This is a genomic window from Acidimicrobiales bacterium, assembly GCA_040219085.1.
GTDB lineage: Bacteria > Actinomycetota > Acidimicrobiia > Acidimicrobiales > JAVJTC01 > JAVJTC01.
Genome location: JAVJTC010000007.1, coordinates 45095 through 61944, shown reverse-complemented (window position 1 = coordinate 61944; position 16850 = coordinate 45095). Strand labels below are relative to the sequence as shown.

Below are 16850 nucleotides of genomic sequence, written 5' to 3'. Positions count from 1 at the left end.
GCGCGCACGACCATGTCATGGCAAGCTGGTCCCGATGAGCGGTGACCGCATCTCGATGGAGCTCCCGGCACGAGCCGAGTACGGCCGGGTCGCCCGCGCTGCGGCCGCGAACCTCGCGCTGCGTCGGGGCTACACCCTCACCGAGATCGACGACCTCCGCCTCGCCATGGACGAAGCCGTGATCGCGTTGCTCGGGCCCGCCGCGCAGGACACGGCAATGTCGGTCGCCTTCGATGCCGAACCGGCAAGGGTGACGGTCGAGCTCGCCGTGCTCGACGGGGGGGACATCCCTGCCGAAAGGGCCGCACGTTTCGCGGAGATCGCCGGCGGCCTGGTCGACTTCTACGAGATCGACCGGGAGAGGCCGAAGATCCTGCTGGTCAAGGCACGGGACGACCACGAGGACGACGGGGACTGAACGGGCTCGGCGGGCGCCGACGGACCGACCTCAGTGCTTTCCGCTCGATCCGAATCCGTCTGCGCCCCGTTCCGAGTCAGGTAGCTCGTCCACCTCGACGAACCGGGCGTGCTCGACGGCCTGGATCACCAGTTGCGCGATGCGTTCGCCCCGCGTGACCGTGAAGTCCGCTGTCGGGTCGGTGTTGACCAGCAGAACCTTCAGCTCACCGCGATAGCCGCTGTCGATGAGGCCGGGGGTGTTCAGGCAGGTGACCCCGTGCTTCAGGGCGAGGCCGCTGCGGGGCTGCACGAAGCCGGCGTACCCCTCCGGAATCGCGATCGCGACGCCGGTGGGCACGAGCGATCGGCCGCCGCCGGCGCTCAGAACCACGTCCGCTGTGGAGCGCAGGTCGACGCCCGCGTCGCCGGGCTTCGCGTAGCCGGGGAGTGGTAGATCCGGGTCGAGGCGGGTGATGGGGATCTCGGACATGTCGGCGAGAGTACCCGTCGCGCCCGGCTCCACGGTGAGCCGCAGAGTGACTCCGGGCGGCGACGCGACCGGCGGGGTACCCTCGGCAGCCGTGCTGGCCTGGATGGACCTCGAGATGACGGGCCTCGACGCCACGAAGGACCACATCGTCGAGATCGCCACGATCGTGACCGACGACGATCTGAACGTGATCGCCGAGGGGCCCGACCTCGTGATCCACCAACCCGACGAGGTTCTCGCCACCATGGGCGACTTCGTCCGGGACATGCACCAGCGCAGTGGCCTGCTGGCGGCGATCCGCGAATCGACCGTCGATCTCACGACCGCCGGCGACGCCACCATGTCGTTCCTGCGTGAGCACATCAGCGAGGAGCGCTCGGTGCCGCTGTGCGGTAACTCGATCGGAACCGACCGACGTTTCCTCACCGCGTGGCTGCCCGAGATCGAGGAGTTCCTCCACTACCGCTCGGTCGACGTCTCGACCATCAAGGAACTCGGCCGCCGCTGGTATCCCGAAGCGATGTCGGGCGCCCCGCGCAAGGCCACCGGCCACCGCGCCCTCGACGACATCCGCGAGAGCATCGAGGAACTCCGGTACTACCGCTCGACGATCTTCCAGCCGGCAGACGACCCCGCGCCCGAAGCGGCGCAGACGCCGTGAAGCAGGAGGCCGAACCGGCCACGGCGGAACTCACCGAACTCGCTCCCGGCGTGATTCGCAGTCAGCTGCCGGTGGAGCTACCGGGACTGGGCCACGTGAACTGCTACATCCTCCCGGACGCTGACGGCGTCGCCGTCGTGGACCCCGGACTTCCCGGCGAGGAGTCGTGGCAGGCGCTGGTCGACCGTCTCGGTCAGGCGGGCGAATCCGTGCAGCGGGTGCACACGATCATCGTCACCCACTCCCACTACGACCACTTCGGTGGCGCGGCGCGGCTGCGCGACGAGTCCGGGGCGCGGGTGGTCGCGCATGCCTCGTTCCGTTCCTTCTGGGATTCCTCAGAGGCGGCGGAGATGCTCGACATCGACGATGTCGATCCGGAGGAGCCCGAGGTGGTCCCGCCCTGGGCGCGATCGGTCGTCACTCCGTGGGGCTCACGCCGCGAGCCCAGGCCCGAACAGGTCGACCGGTGGAACGCGCTCGGGGTGGACAAGCGGTGGTACCGCACACCGACGCGCGACGTCGGCCTGGTCGAGGCCGACGTCATCTCCCTCGCAGGGCGCGACTGGGTCGCGGTCCACACGCCCGGGCACACCCACGACCACCTGTGCCTGTATGACCCCGTCGAGGGCGTGATGCTCTCGGGCGATCACGTCCTTCCGACGATCACCCCCCACATCGGTGGGTTCAACAGCCAGCCCGATCCCCTCGACGCCTTCTTCGACTCGCTGGGGCGCATGCACGACTTCAGCGACGTGTCGGTCGTGGCACCCGCCCACGGGCACCCGTTCAGCGATCTGGCGGGGAGGGCCGACGAGATCGCCGATCACCATCGCGAGCGTCTGAACCGCCTCCGCGAGGCGGCCGTCGGCCATGGCTCCGCCACCGTCCGGGAACTGTCCAAGGAGATCTTCCGGCCGGCGGTGTGGGGTGACCTGGCCGACAGCGAGACGTACACGCACCTCGAGCATCTGCGACTGCACGGACACGTCACCGTCTCCGACCGTGACGGCGTCCTCGTCTACGACGCGACCTCGTCGGATCCGGCCGATTCCGGCCCGCGAGACGCCGGCTGAGAACTCTTCCGATTATTCGGTTGACGCCCGCAGGCAGGCGTGTTCACCTTGTCCCCGGACGAACAGCCCCCCAGGAAGCCGATTCGATGAAGCAGGAACTCCACGTGACGAATGAGCGGACCGCCCGGTCCGCCGCGCGCGTCCTGCGTTGGAACGGCGCGCATCTCGAGGGTCTCGTCGTGGCCCCTGCCGGTTTTTTCCGTACCGGCTACGCCATCACGATCGACCCGTGGCCTGAGGAGTCGCCCCTGTGAGCACCCGCTGACAGAACGACAACGACTCCGAAGGCCGCCGGAAATCCGGCGGCCTTCTTGCATTTTCGCCCGCGAACCGAACCTGGAGGAAACATCCGATGTTCGCCCCGGCAACCCGACACCCAGACGAGACCCTCACCGACCTCTCCACTCTCGATCTCGAGATGACGATCGACGAAGGCCCCGCCGCCAACCTGGCGGCCCGGACGGTCGACGAGACATGGAGGCTCGCTGCGGCATGCCGCGACGCCGACCCCACGACACGGGACCTCTTCTTCTCCGAAGACCTGCCCTCGATCGCGGCGGCAAAGCGCATCTGCGCCGGCTGCCCGGTGATGGTGCCCTGCCTCGAGGGCGCGGTCGCCCGCGGCGAAGCGGCCGGCGTGTGGGGCGGGCAGCTCTTCGAAGACGGCCGGATCGTGACCGTCAAGCGACGGCGTGGACGGCCCTCCAAGAACCCCCGTGCCGACGACATCTACACGATGCTCCCGGTCCCCGATCACCTGGAGTACCTGCTCACCGCCTGAGCCAGAGGGTGGGCGGGTGGCCCGACCGACCCCCGTCGGGCCACCCGCCCCGATGACCCGTGGCCCCGGACGGTCTCCGCCGACATCCCGGGCCGGGGCGACGTCTCGTCGAGCCCCGGCCCGGCGGCGGAATCCGCCCGGCGCGGTCCGAACAGGGCGGAATACGCCATCACCGGTTCAGGGTTCACCCCACGTCGCCGACTTCAGCGAGCCCGACTGCCGCCGGCCCCCACGTCGGCCCTAGGGTTCAGGCGACGGTCCGACCCCCGAACCGTGAGACGAGCCCGATGACCCGCCGACGCAGCCGCCGTGAACCATCCTCGACGAACCCGGGTCGCGCGCGCGGCCCCCGCCTGCTCATCGCCGCCCTGGCGATGGCTCTGATCGCCGCCGCCTGCGGCGGTGACGATTCGGCGACATCGGCTGGCGCGGACTCACCGGGCGACCGGGACGACGGCGGCCTCACGATCACCCCCGACGACCCGGACGCGGCACCCGATGTCGGCGCCGAGGACACGAGCGACGATCCACCCGCGCCCCGGATCGAGTTCACCTACTTCGACGGGACCGCCGGAACCCTCGACGACTTCGCCGGACAGCCACTCGTGGTCAACTTCTTCGCGTCGTGGTGCGCACCCTGCGTCGCGGAGATGCCGGACTTCCAGGCGGTCTTCGAGGAGGTCGGTGCCGAGGTGCCGTTCATCGGCTTCAACGTCCTGGACGATCCGGCCGACGCCGACGCCCTGGTCGAACGAACGGGCGTGCGCTACGCCCTCGCGCGCGACGACACGCAGGGCATCTTTCAGGCCTTCCGCGGCTTCGCCATGCCGACGACGGTCCTCGTCGACGCCGACGGCACCATCGCCACACGGTGGGCCGGACCACTCACCGCGGACCAGCTCCGTGAGCTGATCGCCGAGGAGTTCGGCGTGTGAAGTCCGCCGGTCCCTTCGCCGCACCGGGTGTTCGCTGATGGAGCAGATCGGGCTCGCGACCCTGCTGTCCCTCGCCATCTCCCAGGGCGTCGTGGCGGCGTTCAACCCCTGCGGGTTCGCGATGTTGCCGGCCTACCTCTCGTACTTCCTCGGCCTCGAGTCCGACGACGAGACGAACCCGGCTCGCAACATCATCCGTGGTCTGGTCGTCGGGCTGACACTGACCGCGGGATTCCTCGTGTTCTTCGGTTCCATCGGTGTGGTCGCGTCCACGATCGTCAGCCGTTCCGCGATCGAGAGCAGGATCGCCTGGGCGACCCTCGTACTCGGCGCTGCGATGGTGCCGCTCGGCATCTCGATGTTGGCGGGCTACGAGCCGAAGCTCATGTTGCCCCGGCTGGACAAGGGCGGCCGTACCCGCGACCTGCCTTCGGTGTTCCTGTTCGGCGTGTCCTATGCGGTGGTCTCCCTGGGATGTACGGCCGCGATCTTCTTCGGGACGGTCGTCACCTCCTTCACCAGCCGCAGCGTGGTGGACGGGACACTCGTCTTCCTGGCCTACGGGGCCGGGATGAGCCTCGTCATCATGGTGCTCACCCTGGGCATGTCGATGGCCCGCACCGAGATCGCCACGTTCCTGCGCAGATTCCTTCCGTACGTGAACCGCGTGTCGGGGGGTTTCCTCGTCCTCGCCGGTGTCTTCCTGGTGGTCTTCGGCTGGTGGGAGATCCAGACACTACGCGGGAACATCTCGACGAATCCCCTGGTGCGCGAGTCGCTCGAGTTCCAGTCGACACTTCAGAACTGGGCCAGCGACGTCGGCCCGACGAAGATCGCCGTGGCAGCGTCGTTCATCCTCGCCGGCTTCGTCGTATGGGCCGTCCGCCCGATCCTCGATCCTCTCCAGGGTCGCGTCGTGAGCTGGGGCGTCTTCGCACTGTGGGCGCTCGTCGAGTCCGTGAACTACCGGTTCGAGCTGTTCATCCTGCCGGTCGCCCGCACCGCTGTCGACGTCCCCGAGCGGATGGGGAACTGGTTCACCGACCCGTTGCGCTGGCCCGCGCTCTTCGAGGTGCTCGCGGCGGTGATCGTGGCGGTGTTCGTCACGTTCCGTGCCCGACGCAGACTCGGTGCCCGGCGGTACCGCCCGCCGGTCACGCCTCAGGGTGCGAGCCGCTCGAGCACCCAGGAGCCGTCCACCAACCGGTAGCGCAGACGGTCATGGAGCCTGTCGGGTCGCCCCTGCCAGAACTCGACGACGCTCGGAGCCACCCGGAGTCCGCCCCACCACGGCGGCCGGGGCACGGCACCACCTGCAAAGTGCCGCTTCATCTCCGCCACCCGGCTCTCGAGATGGGTGCGTCCGCCGATGACCTCGCTCTGGTCCGACGCCCAGGCGCCGATCTGACTCCCTCGCGGACGTGTCACCCAGTAGGCGTCGGACTCCGTCGGGTCCAGGCGGCTGACGATTCCACCCACCCTCACCTGGCGACGAATCGACACCCAGGCGAAGAGCAGTTCCGCCCGGGGATTCGCCTCGACGGCGACGACCTTGGGACTGCGGTAGTTCGTGTGGAAGACGAAACCGCGCTCGTCGAAGTCCCGCAGCAGGACGAGCCGGGCAGACGGCGTCGCCTCGGCGTCGGCTACCGCGACCACCACCGCCTCACGGTCGGGATAGCCGATCCGGGCGAGATCGTCGTACCAACGACCGAACTGGGTCACGGGATCACCCGCCGCGTCAGCCTCATCGAGGCCCTGGCGCATGTTGAGGTCCCGGAACGCGTCGAGTTCCATCCCCACCAGTGTGGTGCCCGTGTGTGTGCGACGAGGCGATGGCCGTGCGCCTGCCGAGGTCCGGGTACGGTCGGGCGCCGTGGCAGGTGGCGCGTCGGGCAGCAGACGGGAGGTCGGCGCCATGGTCGCGAGGTCCACGGCTCCCGCATGGATCGCTCTGGGCGGACTGGCCGGAGCGGGGACGCGCTGGGTGATCGTCGAAGCGGCCCCGGACAGTGAGATGCCCTGGGCGGTGCTCGCCGTCAACCTCGCGGGGAGCCTCCTACTCGGTGCTGTCATCGCCGCGTGGGTGGCCCGACCCACCGGCGAGGGGCCCCATCTGAGACTCGCCGTGACCACAGGCTTCTGTGGGGCCCTGACGACGTTCTCGACCCTCGCTGTAGACCTCGCCGACCGCATCCGGTCCGACGAATGGGGAACCGCGCTGATCTGGGGGCTCGGATCGATCGCTGCCGGGGTTGCGGCCGCGATCGTCGGGGCAGCCGCGACTCGCGCCGTGCCCGCGTTGCGGCGCGAACCGCCCGCCACGGCGGGACCGGCGACATGACCGCCATCGGATTCGTGGCCCTCGCGATCGTCGGGACGCTCGCACGGGCGGGCGCGGTCCACTCGCTGAACCGACCGACGTGGCCCACCGGGACGCTGCTCGTGAACACGCTCGGGGCCGGTCTCCTCGGTACCCTCGCCGCGACGTCGAGCGCCACGATGACCGCCGTCGGGGTTGGCGGCCTGGGCGCGTTCACCACGTTCTCGACGGTCGCGCAGGAGATCGCCGTGATGGCGCGCACCGGCAGGGTGGTACGTGGGATTCTCTACGGCTGCGTCACACTCGTAGCCGGCACGGCGGCCGCTGTCCTCGGCCTGGAGATCGCCTGAGCCCACCCGGCGACGGGCCCGGAACCGGGGCGTCAGCCTGCGGCAGCGACCTCGATGACCTCGATGCCGCCCATGTAGGGATGCAGGCACTCGGGAACAGCGATGGAGCCGTCGCTACGACGGTGTGTCTCGGTCAGCGCCGCCCACACACGCGGCACGGCGAGAGCCGAGCCGTTCAAGGTGTGCACGATGGCCGTCCCGGAGCCTTCCGTCGGCCGGTAGCGGATGTTGGCCCGACGGGCCTGGTAGTCGCTGAACCACGACACCGAGGAGACTTCGAGCCAGCGGTCAGCCCCGGGGGCGAAGACCTCCACGTCCCAGGTGCGTGCCGCCGAGTTCCCGAGATCGCCGGTGCAGATGTCGACGATGCGGTACGCGAGCCCGAGATCGGCGATGAGCGACTCCGCCCGGGCCAGGAGGTCGGCATGCACATCGGCGGCCTGGTCGGGAGTCGTGTAGGCGAGGATCTCCACCTTGTCGAACTCGTGGACGCGCAACAGACCCCGGGTGTCACGACCGGCGGACCCGGCCTCGCGTCGGAAACAGGAGGTGTGCGCCATCAGGCGCGTCGGCAGGTCGGCCTCGGCGAGGATCTCATCGCCGGCGAGCGAGGTGAGCGGGACCTCGGCCGTCGGGATGGCCCACAGGTCGTCGCGCTCCGCGTGGTAGGCGTCATCGGCGAACTTGGGAAGGTGCCCGGTGGACACCATCGTCTCGGTACGCACGAGCGTCGGTGGGCGGATCTCCTCGAAGACGTCACCGTTGCGATCCAGCGCGAGCTGGACGAGGGCCCGCGCCAACCGGGCGCCCAGACCCCGGTACATGACGAACATCGCGCCGGACATCTTCGTCGCACGCTCGACGTCGAGCAGTCCACCGGCGACGGCGAAGTCCCAGTGTGGGACCTTCTGATGTTCTCCGTAGCCGGCCGGGTCGAACCCCTCCGTGCGGAGGATCACGTTGTCCTCGGCCGACGTCCCCATCGGGCAGTCCGCCGACGGGATGTTGCCGACCCGCAGCAGGGCATCGCGCACGATGGCGTCGATCCTCTCGGCCTCCGCGTCGAGCGCCTTCTCCCTCTCACCGAGTTCGCGACTCTGCTCGGTCAGAGTGGCCGCCTCATCCCCACGACCGTCGCGGTGCAGGCCCCCGATCTGCTTCGACAGTGCCTTGACGCGACTGCGGAGGTCGTCACGCTCGGCGGCGACACGCCTCCGGTTCTCGTCGAGTTCGGCGATCTCGTCGAGGGCCGAAGTGTCCTCACCGCGACTGGCGATGGCCGCCTTCACGCCGTCGAGGTCACTGCGCAGAAGTCTCACGTCGAGCATGAGGGAGGACCGTAGCGGCGGTGAACCCGCCGCCGACACCGGACCAGGTCAGTGGGACTCTGTCGACTTGCGACGCTCGAAGCCGGGGGTCTGCGGGATCTGCGGGTCGCCATAGGAGATGACCGGGAAGCCATCGGAGATCGGAGCCGGGCGACCGAACAGGAAGCCCTGGCCGTACCGTGCGCCGAGTATCCGCAGCTGATCGACCTGGCGGGGCGTCTCGATCCCCTCCGCGACCACCTCGGCGCCCACCCGGCGGGACAGGTCAATGACGGCCTCGGCCATCGCTCCGTCGTCGCCGTGCTCCAGGGGACCGACCAGCGAACGGTCGATCTTGATGATCTCAGGCGTGAAGCGGTGCAGGTACTGCAGCGACGAGTAGCCCGTCCCGAAGTCGTCGATGGCCACGCGGAACCCACGGCGTCGGAACTCGGCGATGTGTTGGCGGGTGCGGGGCTCGTCGGGTAGCAGGACCGTCTCGGTCACCTCGAGAACGATCGCCTTGGGATCCAGGCCCGACTCCACGACGATCCGCGACATCGCGTTGACGACGTCGGGTTCCACCAGCTGACGGCCCGAGACGTTGACCGAGAGGTAGGGGGTGTGCCCCTCTGCGTGCCAACGAGCGACGTCGCGACAGGCTCTCTCCAGGACCCACAGGCCGATCGGGACGATGAGACCCGTCTCCTCGGCGAGGGGGATGAACGCACCCGGACTTATCCAACCGCGGGTGGGGTGCTGCCAGCGCAGCAGCGCCTCGACACCGCACACCGCTGTGGACTTGAGGTCGACGATCGGTTGGTAGTGCAGCTCGAGTTGGTCCGCGTCGATGGCCCGGCCGAGCGCGGTGCGCAGCTCGAGGCGTTCGAGGGCCCGGTCCTGCATGTGCTGCTCGAAGATCTCGTGACGACCCTTGCCCGCCTCCTTGGCCCGGTACATCGCGACGTCAGCGGCACGCAGGAGGTCGGACGCCTCCGACGTGCGGTCCTCGTCGACGGCGATCCCGATGGATGCCGTGATGTCGAGGGACCGTCCATCGACGGCTAGCGGCTCGGAGATCCTCGCGAGGAGGCGGTCGGCGATGGCATCGATCTCGGACTCGCCGTACACGCCGGTCAGAAGGACCGCGAACTCGTCGCCACCGAATCGCGCCGCCATGTCACCGAGACGCAGGCTCGACTGGAGTCGGGCTGCGATGCTCCCCAGCACCACGTCACCGACGACGTGGCCGAGGCTGTCGTTGACGTCCTTGAACTCGTCGAGGTCGATGAAGAGGGCAGCGACGAGACCCGAGTAGGCCTCGTTGCGCAGGGCCTCTTCCAGTCGCTCGGTGAACAGTGTCCTGTTGGCGAGGCCGGTGAGCTCGTCGTGGTGGGCCTTGTGGCGCAGGTCCTGTTCGAGTTGGCGGCGCACGGTCACGTCGCGGATGTTGAGCACGACCCCGTCGACCGCGGGGTCGTTGCGCAGGTCGGTCACCGTCACGTCGAGGATCCGTACGAGGCCGTCGCGCGCCGTCGTCTGCACCTCGACGTCGAGGCGACCGGTCAACCCGAGGCGGACGGCGTTGGAGAGGCGGTGGGTGGCCGGACCCTCGTCGAGAACGTCGAAGAGGTCTGCGCCGGTCACGTCGGCGGCGCTGTAGCCGAGGACCTCCTCGATGGCCGGGCTGACATAGGTGATGACGCCCTGGGTATCGGTCACGCAGACGACGTCACCGGTGTGCTGGACGAGCGACCGGAACCGGGCCTCGCTGCGTTCGATCTGCTGCTCCGCGCGCCGTTGCTCAGTCACGTCCCGAGCCGTGACGACGACGCCGCCGACATCGGCGGTCGCACTGCGGTCCCGACACGTCACCTCGAACCAGCGGTCGTCGGATGTGGCATCCGTGCGCAGGCGGGCTTCGACCATCTCCTGGTCGCGGTGCCGCGCCAGCAGGCGTTCGACCGCGCGTCGTTCCTCCGGGTGAACCAGATCCAGGACGACCCGCCCGATGATCTCGTTGTCCGGGCGGCCGATGAGGCGCCGACACGATGGCGAGATGAACGAGATCCGGTGGTCCCCGTCGAGGACCATCAAGACGTCGGATGACTGCTCCACGAGCGCACGGAGTCGTCGGTCACTGCGTCGCCGGTGCCGCTCCTCGCGGGTCGACAGCGACTCGAGGGCGAGGCGGCCGACCTCGGCGAGTGAGAACAGTGCGTCCCGCGACATCGGCGGGAGCGAGGTGGTACTCACAACGAGGAGCCGGTGGCCCTCGCCGTCGAGTGGCGCGGCGAGGACGTCCTCGTTCGCGGCGGGCCCGACCTCTTCGAAGTGGACCGACTCGCGGACTTCGGCGGGCAGGGACGCGGGGCGACTCTGCTCGGACCTGACGATGGCGGATCGCCGGTCCCGTACGAGGGTGGTGAACGTGCCGTCAGGTCGGTCGTTGTCGATGATGGCGACGCTCGCCACCGGCCGCGCGGGAACGAGGCCGAGCGCGGCCCGGCACAGTACGTCATCGGCTTCAGCCGGGGTGTTCACGTTCACCAGGGCGGCGCTGGCATCTCGCAGGACCCGCTCACGATCGGCCATGTTCTGCTGGCCGCGCACGAGGCCGATCGTGCGGACGACGACGAGCACGAAGAGCAAACCCGACCAGACGGCCACGACGATCTCGTTGGCGTCGGTCCAGTCCAGCGCCGCGGCCACGAGCATGAGAGGGCCGCTCACGAGAACAGCGGAGAACAAGACGATGCGTCGCGACGTGAGGCGGCGCGGCCTGAAGTCCGGTTCGGAGGTGAGGCGCGCCGCTCCCGGGTGCGTGATCGCCGCCGCGGCGAAAACGAAGGCGAACGGGGCGATGGTGAACGCTGCGTCGAGGGCCTGGTCGTAGCCCGCCGCGTCGAGGCGCAGGAAGACGTCGTTGGAGATCAGGATCGCTCCGGCGACGGCGAGGAGGTAGTACGACTGGTTACGTTCGCCCGGCCCGAAGGACAACCGGGCCGTGACGAAGACGAGGACGCCGACGAGCAGGAGGTAGAAGGCGGTGCCCGCGCGTTCGTAGATCACCACCGACGAGTCGGTGAAGTACTGGGGCATCACGACGGTCGCGAGCGGGAACAGAGCGAGCCCGGTGACCAGTGCGGCATCGACGCCGGCGTCGATGCTGGGCGTCTTCGTACGCGCCCTCAGGAAACACACCCCACCGGCGGCGATGAGACCGTAACCCACGAAGACGACGGGGTCCGCGGGAGACGGGTAGGGGTACCTCTCGTCGACGATGGCACCGTGGACGACGCGGATGAGCGCGGACAGGGTGGTGACGAGGCCGCCGGCAGCGACGACCATCCACGGGCGGGTCTGGAGTGCCGCGGTGCGGCGCAGCGCCGTCACGATCACGACGACGAAGCCGACCACCACGAGACCTCGTGCGAGCGCGGCGAACACTCCTCCCGCCACGCCGATGAGCGCGGCGGCCGTGCCCCCTGCGAGCACCCAGCGCCAGGTAGTTGTCTTCACGACCGTGTCAGGATCGGCACGCGCGGGTCCGATCATGAGGATGGCGGTTGCGTGACTGTGCCACAGCCGACCCCGGACTCCGTCAGCCCTCGGTGCGGTCGGCGCGGGCGGCAGCGGGCGCATCCGACCTCGTGAGGTCGATGACCATTCCCGTCTGGAAGAAGTCCCACACCTCCGGTTCGTGGCGGCGGACGTGGGTCATTCCCGGAACGAGGTCGATGCGGATGGGTGTCCGCTCAGCGCCGAAGTAGGGGCCCGGGTCCCCGATGACGTCGAGTGGGATGCGCATCACCCGGTGGAGGATGCGCAGGAGCGCCGGTTCCACCGCAGCGACCCAGACGTCGTGGCGGCGGCCGGAGCCCAATGAGTGGTGGAGCATCGCCCGGTACAAGCCGGCGGATACGCCGAACGACGGATAGGGGGCGGTGGGATCCGTTGCGAGGGAGGCGACCTCGGCGATCCGGTCGAGGCCCACCGTACGGACCATCTCCCGCGAGGGCGGATCGAGGTGGAAGGTGTTCAGGGTCGGCGGGACGACCAACTCGCCTGGAATGAGACGCGCCGAGCCGATGATCTCACCGCCGCCGGTGACCGCGACGAAGTAGGTGGCGATCTCGACGTAGTCGTCGACGAGCATGGCCCCCGGCTCCATGCCCGTGACGAAACCACGCGACCGGTAGACGGCGGCCTGCAGGCGGCGACCACGGTCGCGTTCAGCCGCGTCAGCTGCAGGACGGAACGTGACGTCACTGAGTTCCGGTGGCCTCATCGGTCCCATCCCGCTGGTCATCCCTACTCAGAGTGACGTAGGGGCTGCCGGTCGACAGCACTGGGAGACGATATAGGTCGTTCGACATGAGCCGCAAGGCCCACTATTCCCCCGGCTCCCCCAGTAGCAACACGAACAACACCGACGTGGACGAACTGCCACGCAGCGTAGCTAGCTGACTACATGGCATCGAACAGGACCGGCGACCGGCACCCTCGCCGATCACCCGTCGCCGGTTGCCCGCCCCTGCTCGACGGGCGCAGGGCCCGACTCGCGGAACGCCCGCTCCACCTCGTCGAACGTCAGCGCGTCCGATCCGGTCCGCTCTGGGGGCGGAGATGACCCGGTTGAGTCCGCCGACTCGCCCACCGCCGCACCGGACGCGACCGTCCGTCCCGGTCGCCGCGGCGCTTCGTGCTGCTTCGCCCAGCGGAAGAACAAGATGGCGATGATGGTCCACAGGAACAACCCACCGACCACCTTCATGATCAGCCCGGCGGTCTGCTGGTCTGTCTGGATCGACACTCCCCACAGGCGGACGTCGTGATCATAGGAGTCGTACAGAGCGCCCTCGGCGAAGGTGAGGAACCCTGCGGGCACGGTCGGGATGATCGACATCGTGAACAGGAAGATCATCTGCCCGGGCAGGCTGAGTCGGAGCTCCGGTAGAGGCCCGGCCACGGGGATCCACATCAGCATGGCCACAGCGAACGCCGCGAGATGGACGAAGTAGTGGAAAGGGCCGTTCTCGACGGAGGTGTTGACCACCCACGGCAGGTGCGTGAGCGCGATCACCGCGTTGAACAGGACTCCCGCGACGACCGGGTGCGCCAGCCGCCTGACCCAGACACCGGACTCACCGTCCTCGCTGACGACGAGGCGGGCCAGCCACGTCGGGGTCGCGAGGAGGAACAGGGGCGGCACGACGAAGGTGATCAGCAGGTGCTGGATCATGTGCACCGAGTAGAGGTACTCCTCGGCGATGTCGTGGACAGGCCACGCGGACGCGATGTAGAGCGCCGCGAGGGCCGCGACGAAGTAGCGCTTCTGGGCGGTGGTGACCGCCGGGGTGCCCGCCGGCACGGCGTGGGGCGCGATCACCTTCACGACATACCAGCCGATCCCGATCGCGGCGGCGACGATCAGCCACACCTCGGGGTGGAGCTCGAACTCCCAGACGTCGACGTCGGCAGCGAGCAGGGCGGTCACGTCAGGTGGGCCAGACCCGGAACGCCGTCAACATCCCCAGGTACACGAGCAACGAGAGACTCAGCCCCATGACGAAGAGGTTGCGCAGGATCGGCTTGTCGAACTTGAGGTGCATGAACCATGCACCGACGTAGACGAACTTCAGCACCATCAACACGACCAGGATCACCCGCAGCGCGTTCGTGCCGAGATTGTGAACCGACTCGAAGTACGTGAAGACCTCGATGGCCGTGAGGACACCCAGGATCAGTGCGATACGCGCGTAGTCCCAGTCCGAGGGATGCGCGTGGCCGTCCTCGTGGCTTTCAGCGTGCTCGACGTCGGTGGCGGTCATTTCGTTTCCTGCCTGGTGGTGTTCGGACTGGGTGGCGGGATCAGGGGAACAGGTAGATGAGCGTGAAGATGACGATCCAGACGATGTCGACGAAGTGCCAGTACAAGCCGACGATCTCGACCGTTTCGGCGTTCTGCTGACCGAGTCGGCCCTGGTTGGACAGCACGAGCAGCGACATCAACATGATGATGCCGATGATCACGTGGGCGCCGTGGAACCCGGTGAGGGTGAAGAAGCTCGAGCTGAAGATGTTGGTGGTGTAGCCGAGGCCTTCTTCGTAGAAGACGGTGAACTCGTAGACCTGGCTGGCAACGAAGGCCCCGCCGAGGATCGCGGTGGTGGCGACCCAGATACGGAACCGCTCGAGGTCGCCCCGTGTGATGTTCGACACCGCCAGCACCATCGTGAGCGAACTCATGAGCAGGACGAACGACGAGACCGACGTGAACGGGATGTCGAAGACGTCCTCGGGTCCCAGTTCACCTTCGGGTAGGCGGGACTTGTTGAGAATGTAGGTCGAAATCAGGGCGCCGAAGAGCAGGCACTCCGAGCCGAGGAACAACCACATGGCCAACTTCGTGTTGGACATGCCGGTGGTCGTGGGCGGATGATCGTCGTGGTGATCGGTCGCCGCTGCGGGCGCCGAGATCGTCGCGTCAGCCAACGGGAGCGCCCTCCTCGGTGGTCGAGGCCTCGTCGAGCGCCGCCGTCACGTCGCCGTCGGGATCGCCGTCGGGGCCACCATGACCATCGCCGCCGTGGCCCCCATGGGGCACATCCGGATCGTCGACGGGCTCGAGCGCCCAACCGAACAGCGACGCGACGATGAGCAGGCCCGCCGGGACGAGCAGCCACAGCGAGTACATCAGGGCGTACGCGAGAACCGGGAGCGCTCCGGCGAGGACGAGCGGCCAGTACGACGGCGACGGCAGATGAACGTCGGTCCTGTCACCCTTCTGGGCGATCTCGGCCGCCGAGGCCAGGCGGACGACCTTGCCGTTCTCGTCGTACCCGTACTTGCGGTGCCACCAGTCGTCCTGGTGCTCCACCGTCGGGATCGTGTCGAAGTTGTGGACCGGGGTCGGCGACGCGACGCTCCATTCGAGGCTGCGCGCGTCCCATGGGTCCGGTCCCGGCGGCGGCGACGTCTTCGCCTTCTTGCGGCTGTAGAGGATGTTGATCACGAAGAAGACGACGCTGAGGGCGATGACGAACGACCCGATCGAGACCAACAGGTTGAGCGCCCCGAAACCATCCTCGGCCGAGTATGTGTGGTAGCGCCGCGCCATTCCCTGCAGGCCCAGGATGTGCATCGGGAAGAAGGTCAGGTTGAAGCCGATCAGCATGGTCCAGAAGTTGGCCTTGCCGAGCTTCTCGTTCAACATGTGGCCGAACATCTTGGGCCACCAGAAGTACAGGCCGCCGAAGAGCCCGAGGATGATGCCGCCGAAGATCACGTAATGGAAGTGGGCGACGATGTAGTAGGTGTCGGTCTGCTGGGTGTCCGCCGGAGCGACCGCGTGGGTCACGCCCGACAAGCCGCCGATCGTGAACATGGCCACGACAGACGAAGCGAACAGCATCGCCGTGGTGAAGCGGAGGCGACCACCCCACATCGTCGCGACCCAGTTGAGCACCTTCACGCCGGTGGGCACCGCGATGAACATCGTCGAGAGGCTGAACGCGGCCACCGACACCGGGCCGATGCCCGACGTGAACATGTGGTGGGCCCACACGCCCCAGCCCATGAAGCCGATGACGATGCCGGAGAACACCATGAACGGGTAACCGAAGATCGGCTTTCGGCTGAAGGTCGGGATGATCTCGGAGATCACGCCGAAGGCGGGAAGGATGAGGATGTAGACCTCGGGGTGACCGAAGATCCAGAAGAGGTGCTGCCACAGCAGCGGATCGGCGCCGGCGGCGACGTTGAAGAAGTTGGCGTCGTAGAGGCGGTCGAAGGTCAAGAAGAACAGCGCCACCGCGATGACCGGCATGGCGAACAGCAGCAGGAACTGCACGACGAGCATCATCCACGTGAAGATCGGCATCTTGAACATGGACATGCCGGGCGCCCGCATGTTGAGCACCGTCGTGATCAGGTTGACCGCCGAGACGAGCGATGCGATACCGAGGATCTGGAGTCCCAGCGCGTAGAACGTCATTCCGTCGCTCGGCGAGAACGCGACGCCCGTGTTCGGCGCGTACGCGAACCAGCCACCGTCGGGCGCCCCGCCGAGGAACCACGACGAGTTGAGGAACAGCGCGCCGAACAGGAAGCACCAGAAACTGAAGGCGTTGAGACGCGGGAAGGCGACGTCACGCGCACCGATCTGCAACGGCAACAGGTAGTTGGCGAAGGCGGCACCGAGTGGGATGCCCACAAGGAACAGCATCGTGACGCCGTGCATGGTGAACAGCTGGTTGTACAGGTCCTCCGAGACGATACGACCCTCGGGACGGGCGAGCTGGAGGCGGATGATCAGGGCCTGGATGCCGCCCACGACGAAGAAGAAGATCGACACGGCGCCGTACATGATGCCGATGCGCTTGTGGTCGACGGTGAACAGCCAGCTGCGCCAACCCTTGTCCCCGTGGGGCCGGGTGAGCGCGCCCATCGGGCGTTCGACCGTGGCGACCGTGTCGCCGGTCGTCAGCTGGAGGGGTTCTTCGGTGATCGCCATCAGGCGTCTC

Annotated in this window: 18 protein-coding genes; 9 read left to right on the top strand and 9 right to left on the bottom strand. The window is 68.1% G+C overall.

The features are described from left to right. Nucleotides 1–34 precede the first annotated feature (34 nt). The gene (locus RIE08_02925) at nt 35–418 is read left to right on the top strand and encodes a hypothetical protein (protein ID MEQ8716538.1); all 384 of its coding nucleotides are present in this window, start codon (nt 35–37) and stop codon (nt 416–418) included. Between the two features lie 30 nt (nt 419–448). Here the strand turns inward: RIE08_02925 and dut are convergent, their stop codons facing one another. Then, nucleotides 449–889, bottom strand: coding sequence for a dUTP diphosphatase (gene dut, locus RIE08_02920; GenBank protein ID MEQ8716537.1), 441 nt, complete (start codon nt 887–889; stop codon nt 449–451). Between the two features lie 91 nt (nt 890–980). Between dut and orn the strand changes: the two genes are divergently transcribed. The 6 genes from orn to RIE08_02890 all read left to right on the top strand — a co-directional run bounded on the left by orn (nt 981) and on the right by RIE08_02890 (nt 5552). After that, a complete protein-coding gene (gene orn / locus RIE08_02915; GenBank protein MEQ8716536.1) occupies nt 981–1550 on the top strand; it encodes an oligoribonuclease in 570 nt (189 codons plus the stop codon). Continuing rightward, the gene (locus RIE08_02910) at nt 1547–2626 is read left to right on the top strand and encodes an MBL fold metallo-hydrolase (GenBank protein ID MEQ8716535.1); all 1080 of its coding nucleotides are present in this window, start codon (nt 1547–1549) and stop codon (nt 2624–2626) included. Before orn ends, RIE08_02910 begins: the two co-directional genes overlap by 4 nt. Nucleotides 2627–2712: 86 nt before the next feature. Continuing rightward, nucleotides 2713–2880 (top strand): hypothetical protein, encoded by a 168-nt coding sequence (locus RIE08_02905; protein ID MEQ8716534.1) that lies wholly within the window; start codon nt 2713–2715, stop codon nt 2878–2880. A 98-nt stretch (nt 2881–2978) separates the two neighbouring features. Then, the gene (locus tag RIE08_02900; protein MEQ8716533.1) at nt 2979–3407 is read left to right on the top strand and encodes a WhiB family transcriptional regulator; all 429 of its coding nucleotides are present in this window, start codon (nt 2979–2981) and stop codon (nt 3405–3407) included. Between the two features lie 287 nt (nt 3408–3694). After that, the gene (locus tag RIE08_02895) at nt 3695–4342 is read left to right on the top strand and encodes a TlpA disulfide reductase family protein (GenBank protein MEQ8716532.1); all 648 of its coding nucleotides are present in this window, start codon (nt 3695–3697) and stop codon (nt 4340–4342) included. 37 nt (nt 4343–4379) lie between these two features. After that, the gene (locus RIE08_02890) at nt 4380–5552 is read left to right on the top strand and encodes a cytochrome c biogenesis CcdA family protein (protein MEQ8716531.1); all 1173 of its coding nucleotides are present in this window, start codon (nt 4380–4382) and stop codon (nt 5550–5552) included. Here RIE08_02890 and pdxH read toward each other — a convergent pair. Beyond that, nucleotides 5504–6139, bottom strand: coding sequence for a pyridoxamine 5'-phosphate oxidase (gene pdxH / locus RIE08_02885; protein MEQ8716530.1), 636 nt, complete (start codon nt 6137–6139; stop codon nt 5504–5506). The genes RIE08_02890 and pdxH overlap by 49 nt on opposite strands. Before the next feature lie 121 nt (nt 6140–6260). Between pdxH and RIE08_02880 the strand changes: the two genes are divergently transcribed. Continuing rightward, nucleotides 6261–6686 carry a CrcB family protein gene (locus tag RIE08_02880; GenBank protein ID MEQ8716529.1) on the top strand — a complete coding sequence of 142 codons (426 nt, stop codon included), beginning with the start codon at nt 6261–6263 and terminating at the stop codon, nt 6684–6686. Then, nucleotides 6683–7015, top strand: a complete 333-nt coding sequence (locus tag RIE08_02875) for a CrcB family protein (protein ID MEQ8716528.1) — start codon at nt 6683–6685, stop codon at nt 7013–7015. The genes RIE08_02880 and RIE08_02875 overlap by 4 nt, the downstream gene beginning before the upstream one ends. Nucleotides 7016–7047: 32 nt before the next feature. Here the strand turns inward: RIE08_02875 and serS are convergent, their stop codons facing one another. The 7 genes from serS to ctaD all read right to left on the bottom strand — a co-directional run bounded on the left by serS (nt 7048) and on the right by ctaD (nt 16840). Next, nucleotides 7048–8343, bottom strand: a complete 1296-nt coding sequence (gene serS / locus RIE08_02870) for a serine--tRNA ligase (protein MEQ8716527.1) — start codon at nt 8341–8343, stop codon at nt 7048–7050. 48 nt (nt 8344–8391) lie between these two features. Beyond that, a complete protein-coding gene (locus RIE08_02865) occupies nt 8392–11880 on the bottom strand; it encodes an EAL domain-containing protein (protein MEQ8716526.1) in 3489 nt (1162 codons plus the stop codon). A 46-nt stretch (nt 11881–11926) separates the two neighbouring features. After that, nucleotides 11927–12613 (bottom strand): hypothetical protein, encoded by a 687-nt coding sequence (locus RIE08_02860; protein ID MEQ8716525.1) that lies wholly within the window; start codon nt 12611–12613, stop codon nt 11927–11929. A gap of 222 nt (nt 12614–12835) precedes the next feature. Beyond that, nucleotides 12836–13822, bottom strand: coding sequence for a cytochrome c oxidase assembly protein (locus RIE08_02855; GenBank protein ID MEQ8716524.1), 987 nt, complete (start codon nt 13820–13822; stop codon nt 12836–12838). Nucleotide 13823: 1 nt separating this feature from the next. Then, complete coding sequence (locus RIE08_02850; GenBank protein MEQ8716523.1) at nt 13824–14156, bottom strand: cytochrome C oxidase subunit IV family protein; 333 nt, start codon at nt 14154–14156, stop codon at nt 13824–13826. Between the two features lie 40 nt (nt 14157–14196). Beyond that, the gene (locus RIE08_02845; protein ID MEQ8716522.1) at nt 14197–14820 is read right to left on the bottom strand and encodes a heme-copper oxidase subunit III; all 624 of its coding nucleotides are present in this window, start codon (nt 14818–14820) and stop codon (nt 14197–14199) included. Beyond that, entirely contained in the window at nt 14813–16840 is a 2028-nt protein-coding gene (gene ctaD / locus RIE08_02840) for a cytochrome c oxidase subunit I (protein ID MEQ8716521.1), read from the bottom strand. The genes RIE08_02845 and ctaD overlap by 8 nt, the downstream gene beginning before the upstream one ends. Between the last annotated feature and the right edge of the window lie 10 nt (nt 16841–16850).